The following is a 19036-nucleotide window of genomic DNA, read 5'->3' on the forward strand; positions in this document are numbered from 1 at the left end:
CAAAAAGGGGTTAGCCATGAACGATGAGCAACGAATACTCACCAACCGTCAGGGCCATCCGGTCCAGGACAACCAGAGCCTGCGCTCGGTCGGCGAGCGCGGGCCGGCCACGCTGGAGAACTATCCCTTCATCGAAAAGCTCACGCACTTCGACCGCGAGCGCATCCCCGAGCGCGTGGTGCATGCACGTGGCACCGCGGCCCACGGCTGGTTCGAAGCCTACGGCAAGATCGGCGATGAAGATGCCAGCAAATACACCCGTGCCAAGGTGCTGACCAAGGCCGGCGTGCGCACCCCGGTGTTCCTGCGCTTCTCCACGGTAATCGGCGCCAAGGAGTCCCCCGAGACGGCGCGCGACCCCCGCGGGTTCGCCATCAAGTTCTATACCGAGGACGGCAACTGGGACCTGGTGGGCAACAACCTCAAGGTGTTCTTCATCCGCGATGCGATCAAGTTCCCCGACATGATCCACGCCTTCAAGCCGGACCCCATCTCCAACCGCCAGGAGGCCTGGCGTTTCTACGACTTCGTCCAGCACCACCCCGAGGCGCTGCACATGGTCACCTGGGTCAAGAGCCCCTGGGGCATTCCCGCCGACTACCGACACATGCAGGGTTCGAGCGTGAATACCTACAAGCTGGTCAACGACCAGGGCGAGGCGGTGCTCTGCAAGTTCTCCTTCGAGCCCAAGCTGGGGGTGAAGAACCTCACCAGCGAGCAGGCGGCGGAGATCCAGAAGCACGACGTCGGCCACGCCACGCGCGACCTTTACGATGCGATTGACCGCGGTGACTTCCCCGAATGGGAAATGTGCGTGCAGATCATGTCCGACGATCCCCATGACGAGCTGGACTTCGATCCGCTGGACGACACCAAGCGCTGGCCGGAAGACCAGTTCCCGCTGCTGCCGGTGGGCCGGCTGGTGCTGGACCGCAACCCCTCGAATTTCTTCGCCGAAGTGGAGCAGGCGGCCTTCGGCACCGGCGTGCTGGTGGACGGCATCGACTTCTCCGACGACAAGATGCTCCAGGGCCGGACCCTGTCCTACTCCGACACCCAGCGCTACCGGGTCGGGCCGAACTACCTACAGCTGCCGATCAACGCCGCCAAGTCGCCGGTCGCCACCAACCAGCGTGACGGCCAGATGGCCTTCTATGTCGACAACGGCGGCGAAAACCCCCACGTCAACTACGAGCCCAGCTCGCAGAACGGCCTGCGCGAGGCGCCCAAGCCGGCCCGTGACTATCACCAGTGGGTCGAAGGGCATCTGGGCCGCTACCAGACCACTCGCACGCGCAGCGACTACCAGCAGGCGGGTGAGCGCTACCGCACGTTCGAGGATTGGGAACGCGAGGACCTGATCGCCAATATCACCGACGACCTCAAGCAGTGCCCGGAAAACATCCAGCTGCGCATGATCTGGCACTTCTGGCATTGCGACGAAGATTACGGCCGCCGCCTGGCCGAGGGTGTGGGCGTCGATCTGGAAAAAGCCAAGGCATTGCCACCGCTGGAGAACCGGCCGGCACCAGGTGCCGATGGCGACCGCCCCACCTATACCAGTGGCCAGGCGGAAGGGCCGGCGCGTTCCTGACCGGCTGCTTTCCGACATACGTCCGATAAAAGCGACGCGGGGCTGGTTCGCCCGCGTCCGGGCTTGTATAAAACGCGCTTTCTTGGCGTAAACGGGGGCCGTATGGAAGAGGTGATCGAACAGCTGCGCGAACTCAACGAGCCGGTTCCGGTGCCACTGGAACTGCCGGACGACGAGCGTCTGGTGGAGGTCGAGGAAGAGTTGTTTATCAATCTGCCCTACGGCCTGCGTGAATTTCTTCTGCTGGTCAGCGACGTGGTCTACGGCCGGCTGGAACCCGTCACCGCCACCGACCCGCAATCGCACACCTACCTGCCGGAAGTCGCGGCACTGGCCTGGGATGCCGGCGTCGAGCGCGACCTGTTGCCCATCTGCCAGGACGGCAACGACTTCTACGTGGTCGATCTGGAAGGCGAAGTCATGCTGTTCGACGGCGACACCCACGAGATGACCAACGAAAGCTGGGAGTCGGTGTGGCACTGGGTGCGGGATGTCTGGCTGGAGAGTTGAAGCGTTTCAGCGGCGTAGTTGATCCAGCCGCAGTCGTCGCATCGGCTTGCCGGGTTCACGCTCGATATCCACATGACCAGCGACCGGGTCGATGTGGTAGGTCAGGTCGTACAACTGCACAGGGTGACTGAGGGGTGTGGCGCGGAAGGTTGCCAGGCAGTCGCCGAGCCAACGCGCCGAGGGGTAGAGCAGCCCGGGCAGACCTTCATGGGCCAGGCGTTTGCCGATGGATTGTGGCCAGGCGTAGTCATCGCCGACCAGCGCCGGAAATTCTTCCAGCTTGCCGCGCAGGTCGATAAACAGACCGCTGGCCTGGATCTGCCAGACTTTGCGGTAACGGGTCACCACGCGGTCCACGCCTTCGATTTCACGCAGCATCTGTATCTGGTGGTAACAGGTTTCCGCCAGCGCGGTGTCCTCGTCGAGCGCGCCATACCAGACGCGGATGCTGCCGTCGCCATAGCGACTGGCGACACTGGTGTCCGCCTCGAACGGATAACCGATGGCTTCGCTGTAGGCCAGCCCGCGCTCGATTACTCCAGGGCCGGCGCTGCGCACCCGCATCTCAGCGGCGATCGCAGCCTGCTGGCCGCGGCTGTCGGGAATCAGATCGTCGAACAGGTTCTGCGAAACCCGCAGCGAGACGATATTGCGAAACACCGGTGCCGAGAAATCGCAGGTGGTATCGAGCAAGGCCATTTAGCGGCCTCGCTGGAAATCGACCAGGCGGGCGACCCGGGCAATGCCGATCAGCCCGTCGCGCACCATTACTTCCAGCGGCGTAGCGCCCTCAAGGGCGAGATTGCGCCTGTGTACCCATGAGAACCTCAGCTCCTCGTCTTCCGGGAACAGCAGGCGCAAACCCTTGTGGATGCCCAGCAGGTAGCCGGCGCGGTCGAGGTTGTCGCGGCTGCCGGGCAGCGCCTGTTCGCCGTTGCGATAACGTGGCAGCAGCTTGCGGCTCTTGGGGCTCATGCCCAGCAGCTGCATCTGCACTTCGGTGTCCAGCTTCCAGCGATCGAACAGCGCGGTGACTACGCGCGCCAGAACACGGCGACCATCCTCATCGGCAAGCTGTGCTTCGTCCGAATATTTCAGGACCGGTTGCATGCTTTATCTCCATAACATGTAGCTTTGTCTCCATTATGGGAAGATATGGCTACTTGTACAACCTGCGGGGTGGATTTTCCTCCGTGCCTGTTAAGCTGCTCGCCTGTTTCGATGAGCTCTTAACCCATGCTGACACTGGGCAATCTAACTCTGTTTCTACTGTTCCTCGCGGCCGCCGCCTGGCTCTGGCATTCCCATGGCGTTCGCGAGCGCGCATTGCTGGCCGTAAAGGCCTATTGCAAGAAGATGGATATCGAGCTGCTTGACGGTAATGTTGCGTTTCGCCGCATGGCGGTGGTACGTGATGCGCGAGGCCAGCGGCGTTTGGCCCGAGAGTACAGCTTCGAGTTCACCGTGACGGGGGAGCAGCGACACCAGGGCCGTATCCACATGTTCGGCATGCGCGCGGGGCCTATCCAGACGGATGCACATCCGTTCCCGGAGCCGAAAGAACCGGAGCAGGGCCGGGTGATCCAGATGGACGATTGGCGCCGCTGAACTCCAAGGCTGGGCTTCGGCCTACGCGTGCCTCTGCGCCGGCCTCATTATGGTGCGGACTTGTCCGCCTACCCTGCTTTTTGCTCAAGGACCGAGGCCGCCGCCAAGGCTTGTGGGCGCCATTCTACTGAGGAGCGGCTTCGACCAGACAGCGGCGCAGGCCGAGCGTTAGGGCCTCCTGATCCTGGGCCTCGGCAAAGATCAGCTCCAGGCGTGAATCACGACGCCATTCGCTCGCGCGAAACTCCAGCGCTGCGCCGTCCAGCGCGTTCGCCGAAACCCAATTTTTGGTTCCATGCAGCACCAGCTTGGCCCGCTTCCAGGGCAGCGTCGCCAGCCACCGGGCTACCTGATTAAGGTCGAAGCGTCGGCACGGGTGCCAGCGCCAACCGATGCTCCAGCCTTCGGCAGCCGCATGGACCTGAGTGATCGGCTGTAGCGGGTCCAGCCAGAGCGTGGCGGGCGGCGTGCTGCCTGAAGGTAGCAGCGGTGCCTCCGCTGCTGCTGCGCAAGCGCGAGTTTCAGTCTGCGGTAAGCGGCTGAGGTCGAGCCGGCCTTGCTGGGTCCAGCAAATCGGCCGTTGCGGGAGGCGTTGCGTCAGCTGCTCTCGCGCCTCGGCATCCAGTGTCTCGCTTTTGTTCAGTACCAGAAGCCCGGCCTGCTCGGCAACGTCCTGTTGCTGTGGTGGAAGCGCTTCGTCTCTGGCCAGGGCGGCGGCGTCCAGTACCACCACGCTGGGTTGCAGGGCGAGCACCTGATCCCAAGGCGGCTGACGTAGCTGCTGCAGCAGTTGCTTGGGGTGGCCAAGCCCGGAAGGCTCGATCAGCAGGCGGTCCGGCCTGGCCTTGCGCAGCAGCCGGCTCAAACCGATCTGAAAGGGCACGCCGTTGACACAGCACAGGCAGCCGCCCGCCACTTCGGCAAAGCTGATGCCGCTGTCGTCGCGATGTAGCAGGGCTGAATCCAGGCCGATCTGGCCAAACTCGTTGATCAAAACGGCCCAGCGTTCGCCGGCGGGTTTTTGCCCCAGCAGCGCCTGAATCAGGCTAGTCTTGCCGGCTCCCAGCGGGCCGGCGATCAGGTGGGTGGGGATCTGTTCGAGCATCTGAGTCAGGTTGATTAAAACGTGAAATAAAGGCGCTGGCGACAGCCACGACCATGCTAGATTGGCGCCCTTTCAATGGCGCCTACGTTTTAGGCTCTGTACGAACAGTGCCTGCGCTCGGTGATGCTTCGTTAAAAACGGGTTCGGAATGCTCATTTACAGCTCGTAAACTCCGCTTCCTCACCCGTTTTTGCCTCGCCTGACCTTCGCTCGACGACTTTTCGTACACATCCTAGAGGGCCCTCAAGGGGATGATCGATGCGACTGTTGGCGCTTTGCATGCTGTTGGCAACCGGGCAGGCCCTGGCTGAGGCCTGCATTGTGACCAGCAGCGGGGCCGGTGTGGAAGTCAAAGTCTGCCAGGACAATATCAACATCCCCACTGAGCTGTTTCGCAGCGGTTACTGCCAACCCCAATTGGCCGGGCAGGAAGTCCGAGTGGAGTTTGTCGAGCAGTGCCCCAGCGGTGCCTTTGGTATCTGTCGCAACGCTGAGGCATCCAACTTCAGCTATCGGCAGGATATCCACTATTACGGTGTGGCCAGCGATGCGCGATACCTGCAGCCGGCGTGTGAGCTGAACAGCAACGGCCAATGGCAGGCAGACGACTGACAAGCGGGGTTCCACGTGGAACCCGAAGCTCGCCTATTTCGCAGGCTTCAGTGTGCCGCAATCCTCGCCAATCCAGCGCGCATGGGATTCCATGCGACTGCTGCCTTGCTCGCCGCCAACGCTGTAACTGGTTTCCAACACGCTGACGAATTCGCGCTCGCTGATAAAGCGGGTTTCGCCCTGGCCGCTGGCTTCCGGGCAGCTGAAGCTGAACTTCCAACGGCGCTCGCTGCGCTCGGTGATTTCCTGGGTACAGTCCGGCTGATCGCTGAAGGGCAGCGCCTCGGCGTTCACCTGCGCCTCGCTCAGGCAGATGCGCACACCCTGACCGCCCAGCTGCACGCCTTGGGCGGCAAGCATGTCCTCCATCATTTTCCGCTGTTCAGGAGGCAGGTTCTGCAGCTGTTCGAGCATCTCGTTCATGCCCGGCATCTCTTGGCCATCAACCTCGACATTGCGGCTGGAGAACTCCCAGAGACCGGGCTGAATGGGCGCGGCCTGGGCGGAAAGAGAAAAGAATAGGGCGGTGAAAGCGAGGGCAGTCAGCAGGCGATTCATGGACGGCTCCGAGTAGAGGGTTGTAACGCTGGAGAATAGATGCACCTGAAGCAGCGTGCTTCCGGGATACGGTTTGACCCTCCAGTCCTGTGTCCGATCCGTGTTGCCAGCGAAGCCTAGCGCAGCTCCAGCCCGCCCTCGGCCTTGTGCAGCTGGCGCAAGTGCTGGCCGATCTGTTCGAGGTTGCGCTCGATGCTTTCCAGCTCCAGGCGGCGCTCGTCGTTCAGCAGCAGCCGTACTTCCCGCTCCAGTTCGCCGCTGAGCTGATTGAGCTGGGCCTGGCGCTGATCGCTCTGTTCTTCCAGACGCAGCCACTCACCGGCTTGCGGCAAACCATAGCCTTCGTCATTCAGCAGCTCGGCGGGGCGGCTCAGGTAACCACTGTTGGCGAGGATCTGCTGCAGTGCACCATCGGCTTTGGCCAGGCTCGCATCACCGCGCTCGCGCCCACTGAGGTAGCGCTTCTTCAGTTCTTCCTGGGCCAGCAGCAATTGCTGGCGCAGTGCGGCCTGTTCCACCAGCAGCATGGCTGCGCTGGCCCGTAGATCGGCCCGGGTTATCCACGGCTGGCGTTCGCTGGCTGTCAGTTCCAGCCACTGTTCCACGGTCTGCTGCGGCAGGCCGAGGCGTTCCTGCAGGACGTTGAACATCGCCTGATAGCGGTCGCGGTAGGAGTCGAAGCGATAACCCAGGCGCAGCGCCTCGCGCGGATCGTCGAGCACGCTGGCGTTGGCCAGATTGCGGTTGATCAGCATCCCCAGCAGGCCGTTGGGCAGGATGCTGTCGAGGGCCGTCAGCTCCTCCCTGCGGGTGCCGCTGCGCAGCAGCTTGAGGGTCTCCACCGCGCAGTTGTTGGAAAGAAAGTAATAGTCGCCGTCGTAACTCCAATGCAGCTCGGCGCTGCGCTCGACCAGCATCTCGATCTCGCGTCGCTCAAGTTTCAGCGGAATCGAGGCCAGGCTGCGCAGCTCAACCTTGGTGTATTCATCAATCACCTGGCCCAGCGGCAGTACGAACAGGCGCGAGGGATAGGCACCGGTCAGGCCGTCCCAGCTGGACAGCTGTACGTCGCCGACAAAAGCCCGGAAGGACAGCACCAGATGGTGATCCAAATCCAGCCGGCAATCGGGACCGGGCGTGCGCTCCGGTGCACAGATCACCAGCCGCAGCATGCTGTGGCCCCAGCGGCTGACCCAGGCGTCGTTGGCTTCGGCGAACAGGTAGTCCACCTCGTAGACGCGTTTGGGGTCGAGGCGCAGCAGTGGCGTACGGCCGAAGTCGCCGCCGGCGTTGAGAATCGGGTAGCCGTCGGCGCACTGCTCAGCCTTGGCCGGCTGCCAGCCGAAGTGCTCGCGAAAGTAGCGGTGCAGCGAAGGCCGGCGGCACGCATAGCTAGGGTCGAGGAGAAAGTACTCCAGGTTGACCGCGACAAACTCCAGCGGGCTGGTCAGCTCGTAAGTGTCAGGGCTGCGCGCCACCTGGGCGTTGTGCCGTTCGCGCTCACCGCGGCTGCCGACCCGCTGTGGCCAGCCGGCAATGTCCAGCAGATAGGGGTCATCGCTCAGGGTGAAGCGTCGCTGGGTCTGCCCGCGGCAGGCTTCCGGCAGGCCGATCAGGCCGAGGCTGGCGGCGCGCTGGCGGCAGAAGGCCTGGTGGCTGCGCTCTGCCGGCGACCACAGGCGGGCGCGATCGTAGAGGTGCGTCAGTTCGTGAATCAGCGTGGCCAGCAATTCCTGGCGCACGGTGCCATGGACCCGGTCAGTGCGCTGGCGAGCGGCGGAGCCGTCGGTAAGTGATGGCAACAGTCGTCGATTCAGTTCGATCAGGTTGCCGCCGGCGCGCCCGTAGGCCTGGTGGGGCAGGCGGGTACTCCAACGCACGCGCACCTGGCGGTCCAGCTGCTGCAGCATGCGCGGGGGCAATGCAGCCAGGGCTTCATCAAGCAGCGCCTGGCTGGCGGCGTGTTCGGCCGGTTGCAGCGGTTGTTGGTCGAGCGAAAGGCTCAGAGCGGCGCTGGCCGGACCGGCGAGGCTGACCAGCGCCGCCAGCATCCAGGCACAGGCAGATCTCACAGAGCGAGGATGGTCTTGGCCAGGGCCAAATCGTCTGCCTGGCGGGCATCGGCAAATTCGGCGCGTAGGGCGTCGAAGGCCGCTTCCAGGCGCGCGCCGCGAATATCACCGGCACTGGCAACGAAGCTGGCGGCCTCGTCGCGGGCATCGAGAACGAGCTTCATGCCGCTGATGCGGCTGGTCACGTCCGAGGTGAAATTGACGCTGCGATCCACCGCGTTGATGACGATATTGCTGGTGGCAACCAGCGTTTGCGCCTGGGCGGAGCAAGCGAGCAGGGCGGTCAGCGCAGCGGTGGTAAGTCTCTTGTACATGATGGGCTTCACGGCAATGGCGGTTATTGGACGAGAATGGCTTCAGCCAGTTCCAGATCACTGGCCACGAGTTCCGGTTGTTGCTCACGCATCCAGCGCAAGGCCGCTTCCAGGCGTGCGCCGTGGAGCTGGCCGGCACTGGCAACGAAGCTGGCCGCTTCGTCCCGCGCATCGACGATCAGCTTGTTCTCGAAGGGCAGGCTGGTCAGTTGGCTGGTGACATAGCTGGAAGCCACGACGCCACCCAGGGTGGCGTCAAAGGCCTGGGCAAAGCCACAGGCACAGCAGAGTGCAGTTGCAAGGGTGAGTCGTCGCATGCCAATCCTACCGCTTAAAAAATTGGCGCAAAGGCTAGCGAAATGCTGGCACCAGGGCCAGCACACCCTTTTGCGAGGTTTTACAGGCTGAGGATCGCTCGGGCCAGCTCAAGGTCGCTGGCTTCAAGGGCAGGTGACTGAGAGCGGATATGACGCAGGGCCGCTTCCAGCTGTGCGCCTTTTTGCATGCCGTTGCTGGCGACGAACGAAGCGGCGTCGTCACGGGCATCACGCACCAGCTTGTTGTCACCGATGGAGGAAGTCAGGTCGGACGTGCCCTCGACGGTATTGGCCAGCGAGGCACCCAGCGTATCGGTAGTGGCAAGGAAGCTGGATGCCGAAGCAGTACCGGCTAGCAGGGTGGCGGATGCAAGCAAAATCAGCAGGCGTTTCGACATGGTGTTTCTCCGGTACGGCCCGTTAAGAAAAGGGCGTGCAGGATAAGGCCTGCTGTTTCGCCTGTCAGCGCCAGAAGGGTTTGCGCAGTTCTTCCATGCGCTCGCCCGGGCTGATGCCTGCGTCGGCCAGCAGGCGATCATCGAGGCTGGCAAGTTGGCGGCGCGTTCGGGCGCGCGTTTGCCATAGGCGCAGCAGTTGCCACAGCTGTAGCAGTGAGTAGCGCGGAGTGCGCCTGGAGCGGATGCGGGGTAGGGCGCGATCCATGATGCCTTCCTTCCGGCGATGCCGGGTCAGTGGACACACAGGGTCGCAAAAGGGCGCTTGGCCCATACAGTCACAGCGTTGAAGAATTGTGCCGGTTCAGTTGTGCACGGAAAGGAACTGTACTGCCCGATACGGAAGAAACTGTAGCGACGGGCGTCCACGCTTGAGCAGGGACGCCCGAACGGCTTATTCCACAGCCTTGACCATGTCCTCGACGACTTTCTTGGCGTCGCCGAAGACCATCATGGTCTTGTCCATGTAGAACAGTTCGTTATCCAGGCCGGCATAACCGCTGGCCATGGAGCGCTTGTTGACGATGACGGTCTTGGCCTTGTACGCCTCCAGGATCGGCATGCCGGCGATCGGCGAGTTCGGATCGGTCTTGGCCGCCGGGTTGACCACGTCGTTGGCGCCCAGCACCAGTACCACGTCGGCCTGGCCGAACTCGGAGTTGATGTCCTCCATCTCGAACACCTGCTCGTAGGGCACCTCGGCCTCGGCCAGCAGCACGTTCATGTGGCCCGGCATGCGTCCGGCCACCGGGTGGATGGCGTACTTCACGGTCACGCCCATGTGGGTCAGCTTTTCGGCCAGCTCCATCAGTGCGTGTTGCGCACGGGCCACCGCCAGGCCGTAGCCGGGGACGATGATCACGGTGTCGGCGTTGGTCAGCAGGAACGCGGCATCATCGCTGGAGCCGGATTTCACCGAGCGCGCTTCCTGGGCACCCGCCGGGCCGCCGGCATCGGCAGTGGCACCAAAGCCACCGAGGATGACGTTGAAGAACGAGCGGTTCATCGCCTTGCACATGATGTAGGAGAGGATCGCACCGGAAGAACCGACCAGCGAACCGGCGATGATCAGCATCGAGTTGTTCAGCGAGAAGCCGATACCCGCTGCCGCCCAGCCGGAGTAGCTGTTGAGCATCGACACCACCACCGGCATGTCCGCACCGCCGATGGGGATGATGATCAGCACGCCGATGACGAAGGCCAGTGCCACCAGAATGGCGAACGCGGTGATATTGCCGGTGAAGGTGTAGACCAGGCCCAGGCCGAGGATTGCCAGACCCACCGCCAGGTTGACCATGTGCTGGCCCTTGAACACCACCGGCGCGCCCTGGAACAGGCGGAACTTGTATTTGCCCGACAGCTTGCCGAAGGCGATCACCGAACCGGAGAAGGTGATGGCGCCGATGGCCGCACCGAGGAACAGCTCCAGGCGGTTACCGGAGGGAATCGGGTCGGCCATGCCGGCGACGATGCCCAGCGACTGCGGCTCGACCACCGCGGCGATTGCGATGAAGACCGCGGCCAGGCCGATCATGCTGTGCATGAAGGCCACCAACTCGGGCATCTTGGTCATTTCGACGCGCTTGGCCATGACGGTGCCGACGCTGCCGCCGATCAGCAGGCCGACGATCACGTAGCCGATGCCGGTGGTGGCCAGTTCGCTGCCCAGCTTGAAGATCAGCCCGACCGTGGTGAGCACGGCGATGGCCATGCCGAGCATGCCGAACAGGTTGCCGCGCCGCGACGTGGTCGGGTGTGACAGCCCCTTGAGCGCCTGGATGAAGAACACCGAAGCGACGAGGTAGAGAAGGGTGATGAGGTTCATGCTCATGGCTTACTTGCCCTCTGCCTTGGCCGCGCTGCGGTCCTTCTTCTTGAACATTTCCAGCATGCGCCGGGTAACCAGGAAGCCACCGAAGACGTTGACCGCCGCCAGCGCCACAGCCAGGGTGCCCATGACCTTGCCCAGCGGGGTGACGGTCAGCGCGGCGGCCAGCATGGCGCCGACGATGACGATCGCGGAAATGGCGTTGGTGACCGCCATCAGCGGTGTGTGCAGCGCAGGGGTGACGTTCCAGACCACGTGGTAGCCGACGTAGATCGCCAGCACGAAGATGATCAGGTTGTAGATGCCGTCCGAAATCAGATCCATGTTCGCGTCTCCCTTAACCGTTGGTCCGCACGACCTGGCCGTCGCGGCACATCAGGCACGCGGCGACGATGTCGTCTTCGAGGTTGAGCTGGAACTGACCGTCCTTGTCGATGACCAGCTTGAGGAAATCCAGCAGGTTGCGCGCGTAGAGCGCTGAAGCATCCGCCGGCACCAGGGTGGCCAGGTTGCTGTAGCCGACAAGGGTGACGCCGTGGCTGATCACCACCTGGTCGGCGACGGTCAGCGGGCAGTTGCCGCCCTGGGCTGCGGCCAGGTCGACGATCACCGAGCCGGGCTTCATCTCGGCGACGGTGGCTTCTTGCAACAGCACGGGCGCCTTGCGACCGGGGATCAGCGCTGTGGTGATGATGATGTCGGCCTGCTTGGCGCGCTCATGGACGGCCTTGGCCTGGCGCTCCATCCAGGATTGCGGCATGGGTCGGGCATAGCCGCCAACACCTTCGGCGCACTCGCGTTCCTCTTCAGTTTCGCAGGGAACATCGACGAATTTGGCGCCAAGCGACTCGATCTGCTCCTTTACCGCCGGGCGCACATCGGAGGCTTCCACCACTGCGCCCAGGCGCTTGGCCGTGGCAATGGCCTGCAATCCGGCGACGCCGGCCCCGAGGATCAGCACGCGTGCAGCCTTCACCGTGCCGGCTGCGGTCATCAGCATGGGCATGAAGCGCGGATACTGGTTGGCCGCGATCATCACCGCCTTGTAGCCGGCGATGTTGGCCTGGGACGACAGCACATCCAGGCTCTGCGCGCGGGAGGTACGCGGCGCGGCTTCCAGGGCGAACGCAGTGATGCCGCGCTCGGCCATGCGGGCGATATTGGCGTTATCGAAGGGGTTGAGCATGCCGATCAGCACGGTACCCGGCTGCATCTGCGCCAGCTCGGTTTCGTTCGGTGCGTTTACCTTCAGCACGATGTTTGCTGCGAAGGTCGCCGCGGCCTCGACGATGGTCGCGCCAGCTGCCTCGTAGGCACCGTCCGGCACGCTGGACTGCATACCGGCACCGCTCTGCACAATGACCTGGTGACCTTGGGCAACGAGTTTCTTGACGGTTTCCGGCGTAGCGGCAACCCGCGTTTCGCCAGGGCGGGTTTCGAGAGGAACACCAATGAGCATTGTTCTTGTTCTCCTGCGTAATCGTGGCCAGCGGCCCGGCGTGACGGTTCGCTGGTGATACGTTTGGCCGCTGAAAACGGCGGATACAGCGCCTAACCGCGCATTTACGGCGAAATTCGCCGGACGCGGCGGCGCATTCTGCAAGCGCTGGAAAAATCAAACAACTGTTTTAATCAGTGCTGAAGATGTTTTTTTAACCAGAATCTGACCGGGTGACTGCTTCTGGCCAATGAAAGTCCCGACGACGCTGGGCTTCAGCGAGTCATTCAAAGGCCGCTGAAAAGTGTGCTTGACCGCCTGTGAAAATGGCGCGGCGAAGAATGCAGGGCATGCCAGGCAAGCGGTATTCGTCTGGAGCGTTGTTCAATACCGACCTTGGTGCCGGTTCTACTGGCGGCTGCGACTGTCGGAAGTAAAAAACCGGCAAACGGCGAATGTCGTTCAATCCTTGTAGTCCAAAACCATTGACGCCGCCGCCGCGTGTGCCGGCGAACTTCGATTGTTTGGCTGTTGGGGACGGCTCTCATGGCCGAAATGAACCTGAACGAATTACCGCCCGTACTGGATGAACCGGTACGTCGACGCCTGCCTTTCGCCTTTGCCCGGCGGCACGGTGTGATTTTGCTGGAGGCAGGCGGAAAACCCTGTCTGGGTCTGCGTGAAGGCGCAGCGCTGACCGCGGTACAGGAGGCGCAGCGGGTGGTCGGTGGGCCGCTGCCGGTGCAGTGGTTGGCCGAGGCCGACTTCGACCAGGCTCTGGCTGCCGCCTATCAGCATGATTCGTCGGCGACGATGCAGATGGTCGAAGGCCTGGGCGAGGGCATGGACCTCAACAGCCTGGCCGACCAGATCGAACAGACCGAGGATCTGCTGGAGCAGGAAGACGATGCGCCAATCATCCGCCTGATCAACGCGCTGTTGGGCGAAGCGATCAAGGAAAGCGCCTCGGACATCCATGTCGAAACCTTCGAGAAGCGCCTGGTGATCCGCTTTCGCGTGGACGGCATTCTGCGCGAGGTGGTGCAGCCCAAGCGCGAGCTGGCGGCGTTGCTGGTGTCGCGGATCAAGGTCATGGCGCGGCTGGATATCGCCGAGAAGCGCGTGCCCCAGGATGGGCGGATTTCCCTGCGGGTGGGCGGTCGCGAGGTGGATATCCGGGTGTCGACGCTGCCGTCGGCCAATGGCGAGCGGGTGGTGCTGCGCCTGCTCGACAAGCAGGCCGGGAGGCTGACCCTGCAGCATCTGGGCATGAGCGAGCGCGACCGCCAGCGCATGGAGCAGGCGGTCAAGCGCCCCCACGGGATCATTCTGGTGACCGGCCCCACCGGCTCGGGCAAGACCACCACGCTGTACGCCAGCCTGACCACGCTCAACGACCGCACGCGCAACATCCTCACCGTTGAAGATCCCATCGAATACAACCTCGAAGGCATCGGCCAGACCCAGGTCAACACCAAGGTGGACATGACCTTCGCCCGCGGCCTGCGCGCCATCCTGCGCCAGGACCCGGATGTGGTGATGGTCGGCGAGATCCGCGACCAGGAAACTGCCGACATGGCGGTGCAGGCCTCGCTTACCGGCCACCTGGTGCTGTCGACGCTGCACACCAACAGCGCCATCGGCGCGGTGACCCGGCTGGTGGACATGGGCGTCGAGCCCTTCCTGATTTCCTCGTCGCTGCTTGGTGTGCTGGCCCAGCGGTTGGTGCGGGTGCTTTGCGATGACTGCAAGCGCGCCTATGTCGCCGATGCCGCCGAATGTGCGCTGTTCGGCGTCGACCCCAGCGAGGCGCCGACGCTGTACCACGCCGAGGGCTGTGACAGCTGCCGCCAGCTGGGCTATCGCGGGCGTACCGGCATCTACGAACTGGTGCTGTTCGACGACACCCTGCGCAGCATGATTCATACCCGCGCCACCGAGCAGGACATGCTGCGCCACGCCCGTGAACTGGGCCCGAGCATTCGCGAAGACGGACTGCGCAAGGTCCGGGAAGGCGTGACCACCATCGAGGAGGTGCTGCGTGTCACCAGCGCCGAGCGCCGCTCCGGGCAGGGGGATCGCAGGCAGGGCGGTGATCGCCGGGGTACCGCTCGTGACCGCCGGAGCACGGACCGATGAGCTCGCTGCTGTTTGCGGCTGAAGCCGCTCGAAGCAATGTTCCGCCCAGCCATCGTCGGAGCCGCGCCCTCGCGGCGAAGGCGGGCTCGAGGCTGCTCAAACGGCACAAGCTTCGCGCCGGGGGCGGCGCTCCCACGGTAGGCGCTCTGCCACGCCAGCGTATGGTCAGCGTCTGATGGCCGCCTTCGAGTACGTCGCGCTGGATCCGCGCGGGCGCCAGCAGAAGGGCCTGATCGAGGCGGACAGCCCGCGCCAGGCCCGGCAGCTGTTGCGCGACAAGCAATGGTCGCCGCTGGAGGTCAAGCAGGCGCGCTCCAGGGAAGACAGCGGCACGGGCGGCTTCAGTTTCGGCCGCGGTCTGTCGGCCCGCGACCTGGCACTGGTTACCCGCCAGCTGGCAACGCTGGTGCAGGCCGCATTGCCCATTGAGGAAGCGCTGCGTGCCACCGCCGCCCAGGCCAGTTCGCAGCGGATCAAGTCGATGTTGCTGGCGGTGCGTGCTCGGGTGATGGAGGGCCACAGCCTGGCGGCAGCCCTGCGCGAATACCCATCGGCGTTTCCCGAGCTTTATCGCGCCACGGTTGCTGCAGGCGAGCACGCCGGACATCTGGGGCTGGTGCTCGATCAGCTCGCCGATTACACCGATCAGCGTCAGCAGTCGCGGCAGAAGATTCAGCTGGCGCTGCTGTACCCGGTGATCCTGCTGGTGGCCTCGCTGGCCATCGTGGTGCTGCTGCTCGGCTATGTAGTGCCGGATGTGGTCAAGGTCTTCGTCAACACCGGTCAGGAACTTCCGGGCCTGACCGTCGGCCTGATTGCCACCAGCGAGGCGGTGCAGCGCTGGGGTTGGCTGATGTTGCTGGGCATCGTCGTGGCGGGTGTGGGCATGCGGCTGGCCCTGCGTGACGAAAACCTCAAGCGTCGCTGGCACGCGTTCATTCTGCGTATTCCGCTGGTCGGGCGGCTGACAAGGGCAACCAATACCGCGCGCTTCGCCTCAACCCTGGCAATTCTCACCCGCAGCGGCGTGCCGCTGGTGGACGCTCTGGGCATTGCCGCCGCGGTGATCGGCAACCTGCGCATTCGCGAGCGGGTGGTCGAAGCGGCGCAGCGCGTGCGCGAGGGCGGCAGTCTGACTCGCGCGCTGGACGCCACCGGAGAGTTTCCTCCGATGATGCTGCACATGATCGCCAGCGGGGAAAAGTCCGGTGAGCTGGATCAGATGCTGTCGCGCACCGCCCGCAATCAGGAAAACGATCTGGCCGCACAGATTTCACTGCTGGTCGGGCTGTTCGAGCCGTTCATGCTGGTGTTTATGGGGGCAGTGGTACTGGTCATCGTACTGGCCATCCTGCTGCCGATTCTTTCTCTCAACCAATTGGTGGGGTAAGCGATGACGACGAAGAAACAGAGGGGCTTTACGCTCATTGAAATCATGGTGGTGGTGGTGATTCTGGGCATCCTGGCTGCACTGGTGGTGCCACAGGTGATGAACCGCCCGGATCAGGCCAAGGTCACCGTAGCCAAGGGCGATATCAAGGCCATTGCCGCGGCGCTGGATATGTACAAGCTGGACAACTTCAACTACCCCAGCACCCAGCAGGGCCTCAATGCGCTGGTGGAGAAGCCCAGTGGCAGCCCGCAGCCGCGCAACTGGAACCGCGACGGCTACCTCAAGCGCGTACCCAAGGATCCCTGGGGCAACGATTACCAGTACCTGTCGCCAGGCACCCAGGGCCCGTTCGATCTCTACTCGCTGGGCGCTGATGGTAAGCAGGGCGGTAACGACCTGAACGCGGATATCGGCAACTGGGATCTGTAAGCCGTGCTGCGATCGCGGCGGGCTGGCTTCACCCTGGTCGAGCTGCTGGTGGTGATCGTCATTCTCGGCGGGCTGGTGGGCCTGGCAGTACTGGCCACGGGCGGCTCCGGTTCGTCTCGGGAAGTCCGCGATGAAGCCCAGCGGCTGGCGAGCCTGCTTGGCCTGATGGTTGATGAAGCGGTGCTCGACAGCCGCGAATACGGAATGCTGATCGAGCCTCAGGGTTATCGGCTGTTGCACTACGAGGAAGCCCGCGGGCGCTGGCTGGAAAGCGATCGGCGCCAGGCTCACAAGGTGCCCGAATGGATGCGTCTTGAGCTTGAGCTCGATGGCACGCCGTTGCGGCTGGTGGCGCCAGTCAAACGCGAAGACGATAACCCCGGCCTGTCCCGCGAGGGGGATCGCGAGCGTCGCGATGAGCCCCGGTTGGAGCCGCAGCTGCTGTTGCTATCCAGTGGCGAGCTGTCGCCTTTTACCCTGCGCATCCTTGATTCGCGGACCGCTGAGGGAGGCTGGCAGGTCAGCAGCGACGGTTTCCGCATGCCTCGCGCCGAACCGCTGGATGCGCGCCGATGAAGCAGGCGCGTGGCTTCACCCTGCTTGAGGTGATGGTGGCGCTGGCCATCTTCGCCCTGGTCGCCGCGGTGGTGCTGACTGCCGCCGGCCGCAGCGTGGCCAATGCCGGCCGCTTGGAAAGCCTGACCCTGGCCGGCTGGATTGCCGATAACCGCCTCACCGAACTGCAATTGCAGCAACCGCCTCCGGCCATTGGCCGCGAGGAGCGTGAGCTGGTATTCGGTGGGCGCCAATGGCAAACGCTTAGCGCCGTCGAGACCAGCGGCACGCCCGGCTTGCTGCGTGTCACCGTGTGGGTCGCGCCTGTGGAGCCTGCCAGCTCACGCGAGCCGATTGCCGAGCGTGCGCTGACCAGCCTCAGCGGCTTTATCGGGACGGCTTTCTGATGATGCGTCGTGCCCAGACTGGCTTCACCCTGCTTGAACTGCTGATCGCCATTGCGCTGTTTGCGCTGCTGGGCCTGGCCACCTATCGCATGCTCGAAGCGGTGCTGCGCAGCGACGAGGTGGTGCGTGCCCAGGAAGCGCAGTTGCGCGAGCTCGGGCGGGCACTCTGGAGCCTGGAACGGGATCTGCTCCAGGCCGTGCCGCGCCCCATTCGTGACGGCTATGGCGATGAGAGCAACGCCTTTATCGGCCAGCTGGCCAGCACCGAGGAAAGCGTAGCCTTCGAGCTGACCCGCAGCGGCTGGCGCAACCCCACCGGCTTGCCTCGGGCCAATCTGCAGCGGGTGCGCTGGCGGCTTAGCGGCGACAACCTGGAGCGGCTCTATTGGGTGGTGCTCGACCGCGACATCGAAAGCCTGCCGCGTGTACAGCGGGTACTGCAGGGGATATCCGAATGGCGCCTGCGTTATCTGGACGGCGACAACGTCTGGCATGAGGAGTGGCCGCCGTTCTCTTTTGGCCGCAGCGATCCCGAACAGCAGGCTCGAAGTCTGCCCGCGGCGGTCGAGGTGTCCTTCGAGCACCCGCGCTTCGGCAATATCAGCCGTCTGTTGCGCCTGCCGGAAAATGCGGCGCCGCCAGCGTTCTTCCAGCCGGTAGAGAACCCGGATGGCGAGGCGGCTGGCCAAGGCCAGGCGCCCACGCCGGAGCCGCAACCATGAGGGCGGAACGTGGCGTTGCGCTGATTACCGTGCTGCTGGTGGTGGCGCTGGTCACCGTGGTCTGCGCCAGCATGATCGCGCGCCAGCAGCTGTCCATCCGCGCCACCAGCAATCAGCTGCAGGTGCGCCAGGCCTGGCACTACGCGCTGGGTGGCGAGGCGCTGGCGCAGTCGATCCTGCGTCGCGACGCGCAAGCGGCCGGAACTGGCGCGCAACCGCCAGTGGATCACCTGGGCGAAGCCTGGGCGCGGCCACAACCCGTCTATGATCTGGATGACGGCCAGGGGCAAATCCAGCTGCGCATCGAGGATTTGAGCGGGCGTTTCAACCTCAACAGTCTGGTTCAGGACGGCCTGCCTAATGAGGCCGCCCAGGCGCAGTTCAGCCGACTGCTGCAACGCCTGGAAATCACCGAACCCTATGCCGAGCGCCTGCTCGATTGGCTTGATCGGGATCAGCAGCCCAGCGGCGAAACAGGTGCCGAAGACAATGCCTATCTGCTACTCGACCCGCCCTATCGCACCTCTGGCCGAAGCCTGGAAGACATCTCCGAGCTGCGGTTGCTGCTGGGCATGCGTGACGAGGATTTTCAGCGTCTGGCGCCCCATGTCAGCGTGTTGCCGGCAGGCACTCCGCTGAACGTCAATACTGCGGGTGCGCTGGTGTTGTCCAGCCTGGCAGACAACCTCAGCATCGGTGCTGCCGAGGCCCTGGTGCAGGCCCGCGGCAGCGAAGGGTTTCGCGATGTGGCGACCTTTATGGCGCAACCGGCGTTTACCGCTGTCCAACTGCAAAACCCCCGCCTGGCGGTGACCAGTCAGTATTTCCAGGCCATCAGCGAGGTGCGCCTGGGCGACCGGCGCCTGGCGCTGGTGAGCCTGTTGCAGCGAGAAGGCGAGGGTGAGGTGCGAGTGCTGCAGCGCAATCTGGGACAGCCGCCGAGGCTGCCTCGTCAAACCGATGATGGAGATCGATAGCCG

General features: G+C 63.9%; 23 protein-coding genes. 11 read left to right on the plus strand and 12 right to left on the minus strand.

Annotation, left to right across the window (positions count from 1 at the left end):
- Positions 1 to 16: 16 nt before the first annotated feature.
- Complete coding sequence (locus tag BN1079_RS12880; RefSeq protein ID WP_037024961.1) at positions 17 to 1594, plus strand: catalase; 1578 nt, start codon at positions 17 to 19, stop codon at positions 1592 to 1594.
- Between the two features lie 102 nt (positions 1595 to 1696).
- Positions 1697 to 2104, plus strand: a complete 408-nt coding sequence (locus BN1079_RS12885; RefSeq protein ID WP_037024963.1) for an SMI1/KNR4 family protein — start codon at positions 1697 to 1699, stop codon at positions 2102 to 2104.
- A 6-nt stretch (positions 2105 to 2110) separates the two neighbouring features.
- On the opposite strand, the gene BN1079_RS12890 is transcribed toward BN1079_RS12885, so the two are convergent.
- On the minus strand, positions 2111 to 2803 hold the full coding sequence (locus BN1079_RS12890) for an RES family NAD+ phosphorylase (protein ID WP_037024964.1): 693 nt from the start codon (positions 2801 to 2803) through the stop codon (positions 2111 to 2113).
- Positions 2804 to 3214, minus strand: coding sequence for an MbcA/ParS/Xre antitoxin family protein (locus tag BN1079_RS12895; protein WP_037024967.1), 411 nt, complete (start codon positions 3212 to 3214; stop codon positions 2804 to 2806).
- A gap of 126 nt (positions 3215 to 3340) precedes the next feature.
- Here BN1079_RS12895 and BN1079_RS12900 point away from each other — a divergent pair, with 126 nt between their 5' ends.
- The gene (locus tag BN1079_RS12900; protein ID WP_037024970.1) at positions 3341 to 3712 is read left to right on the plus strand and encodes a DUF3301 domain-containing protein; all 372 of its coding nucleotides are present in this window, start codon (positions 3341 to 3343) and stop codon (positions 3710 to 3712) included.
- Positions 3713 to 3836: 124 nt separating this feature from the next.
- Here BN1079_RS12900 and BN1079_RS12905 read toward each other — a convergent pair whose 3' ends face one another.
- On the minus strand, positions 3837 to 4817 hold the full coding sequence (locus BN1079_RS12905; protein WP_037024972.1) for a CobW family GTP-binding protein: 981 nt from the start codon (positions 4815 to 4817) through the stop codon (positions 3837 to 3839).
- A 258-nt stretch (positions 4818 to 5075) separates the two neighbouring features.
- Between BN1079_RS12905 and BN1079_RS12910 the strand changes: the two genes are divergently transcribed.
- The gene (locus BN1079_RS12910; RefSeq protein ID WP_037024974.1) at positions 5076 to 5429 is read left to right on the plus strand and encodes a hypothetical protein; all 354 of its coding nucleotides are present in this window, start codon (positions 5076 to 5078) and stop codon (positions 5427 to 5429) included.
- A gap of 33 nt (positions 5430 to 5462) precedes the next feature.
- On the opposite strand, the gene BN1079_RS12915 is transcribed toward BN1079_RS12910, so the two are convergent.
- The 9 genes from BN1079_RS12915 to BN1079_RS12955 all read right to left on the minus strand — a co-directional run bounded on the left by BN1079_RS12915 (position 5463) and on the right by BN1079_RS12955 (position 12432).
- Positions 5463 to 5987 carry a DUF3617 domain-containing protein gene (locus tag BN1079_RS12915; protein ID WP_037024976.1) on the minus strand — a complete coding sequence of 175 codons (525 nt, stop codon included), beginning with the start codon at positions 5985 to 5987 and terminating at the stop codon, positions 5463 to 5465.
- Between the two features lie 116 nt (positions 5988 to 6103).
- A complete protein-coding gene (locus BN1079_RS12920) occupies positions 6104 to 8038 on the minus strand; it encodes a DUF7844 domain-containing protein (RefSeq protein ID WP_037024978.1) in 1935 nt (644 codons plus the stop codon).
- A gap of 17 nt (positions 8039 to 8055) precedes the next feature.
- Positions 8056 to 8373, minus strand: coding sequence for a DUF2388 domain-containing protein (locus tag BN1079_RS12925; RefSeq protein WP_037024980.1), 318 nt, complete (start codon positions 8371 to 8373; stop codon positions 8056 to 8058).
- A gap of 23 nt (positions 8374 to 8396) precedes the next feature.
- Positions 8397 to 8690, minus strand: coding sequence for a DUF2388 domain-containing protein (locus BN1079_RS12930; RefSeq protein ID WP_037024982.1), 294 nt, complete (start codon positions 8688 to 8690; stop codon positions 8397 to 8399).
- Positions 8691 to 8770: 80 nt separating this feature from the next.
- Positions 8771 to 9088: a DUF2388 domain-containing protein gene (locus tag BN1079_RS12935; RefSeq protein ID WP_037024983.1), complete on the minus strand. Its 318-nt coding sequence runs from the start codon at positions 9086 to 9088 to the stop codon at positions 8771 to 8773.
- Between the two features lie 64 nt (positions 9089 to 9152).
- Positions 9153 to 9353, minus strand: coding sequence for a DUF1127 domain-containing protein (locus tag BN1079_RS12940; RefSeq protein WP_037024984.1), 201 nt, complete (start codon positions 9351 to 9353; stop codon positions 9153 to 9155).
- A gap of 186 nt (positions 9354 to 9539) precedes the next feature.
- Positions 9540 to 10976: an NAD(P)(+) transhydrogenase (Re/Si-specific) subunit beta gene (locus BN1079_RS12945; protein ID WP_037024985.1), complete on the minus strand. Its 1437-nt coding sequence runs from the start codon at positions 10974 to 10976 to the stop codon at positions 9540 to 9542.
- 3 nt (positions 10977 to 10979) lie between these two features.
- Entirely contained in the window at positions 10980 to 11297 is a 318-nt protein-coding gene (locus tag BN1079_RS12950; protein ID WP_037024986.1) for an NAD(P) transhydrogenase subunit alpha part 2, read from the minus strand.
- Positions 11298 to 11310: 13 nt separating this feature from the next.
- Positions 11311 to 12432, minus strand: a complete 1122-nt coding sequence (locus BN1079_RS12955; protein ID WP_037024988.1) for a Re/Si-specific NAD(P)(+) transhydrogenase subunit alpha — start codon at positions 12430 to 12432, stop codon at positions 11311 to 11313.
- A 525-nt stretch (positions 12433 to 12957) separates the two neighbouring features.
- Here BN1079_RS12955 and gspE point away from each other — a divergent pair.
- The 7 genes from gspE to gspK all read left to right on the plus strand — a co-directional run bounded on the left by gspE (position 12958) and on the right by gspK (position 19033).
- The gene (gspE, locus tag BN1079_RS12960; protein ID WP_052114481.1) at positions 12958 to 14550 is read left to right on the plus strand and encodes a type II secretion system ATPase GspE; all 1593 of its coding nucleotides are present in this window, start codon (positions 12958 to 12960) and stop codon (positions 14548 to 14550) included.
- Positions 14551 to 14725: 175 nt separating this feature from the next.
- The gene (gene xcpS / locus BN1079_RS12970; protein ID WP_037024990.1) at positions 14726 to 15940 is read left to right on the plus strand and encodes a GspF family T2SS innner membrane protein variant XcpS; all 1215 of its coding nucleotides are present in this window, start codon (positions 14726 to 14728) and stop codon (positions 15938 to 15940) included.
- Positions 15941 to 15943: 3 nt separating this feature from the next.
- On the plus strand, positions 15944 to 16372 hold the full coding sequence (gene gspG, locus BN1079_RS12975; protein ID WP_037024991.1) for a type II secretion system major pseudopilin GspG: 429 nt from the start codon (positions 15944 to 15946) through the stop codon (positions 16370 to 16372).
- A 6-nt stretch (positions 16373 to 16378) separates the two neighbouring features.
- Positions 16379 to 16948, plus strand: a complete 570-nt coding sequence (gene gspH, locus BN1079_RS12980) for a type II secretion system minor pseudopilin GspH (protein ID WP_037026947.1) — start codon at positions 16379 to 16381, stop codon at positions 16946 to 16948.
- On the plus strand, positions 16945 to 17334 hold the full coding sequence (gene gspI / locus BN1079_RS12985; protein ID WP_037024994.1) for a type II secretion system minor pseudopilin GspI: 390 nt from the start codon (positions 16945 to 16947) through the stop codon (positions 17332 to 17334). The genes gspH and gspI overlap by 4 nt, the downstream gene beginning before the upstream one ends.
- Positions 17334 to 18056: a type II secretion system minor pseudopilin GspJ gene (gspJ, locus tag BN1079_RS12990; RefSeq protein ID WP_052114482.1), complete on the plus strand. Its 723-nt coding sequence runs from the start codon at positions 17334 to 17336 to the stop codon at positions 18054 to 18056. The genes gspI and gspJ overlap by 1 nt, the downstream gene beginning before the upstream one ends.
- Positions 18053 to 19033: a type II secretion system minor pseudopilin GspK gene (gene gspK, locus BN1079_RS12995; RefSeq protein ID WP_037024997.1), complete on the plus strand. Its 981-nt coding sequence runs from the start codon at positions 18053 to 18055 to the stop codon at positions 19031 to 19033. Before gspJ ends, gspK begins: the two co-directional genes overlap by 4 nt.
- Positions 19034 to 19036 lie beyond the last annotated feature (3 nt).

Source organism: Pseudomonas saudiphocaensis (assembly GCF_000756775.1).
Taxonomy (GTDB): Bacteria; Pseudomonadota; Gammaproteobacteria; order Pseudomonadales; family Pseudomonadaceae; genus Stutzerimonas; species Stutzerimonas saudiphocaensis.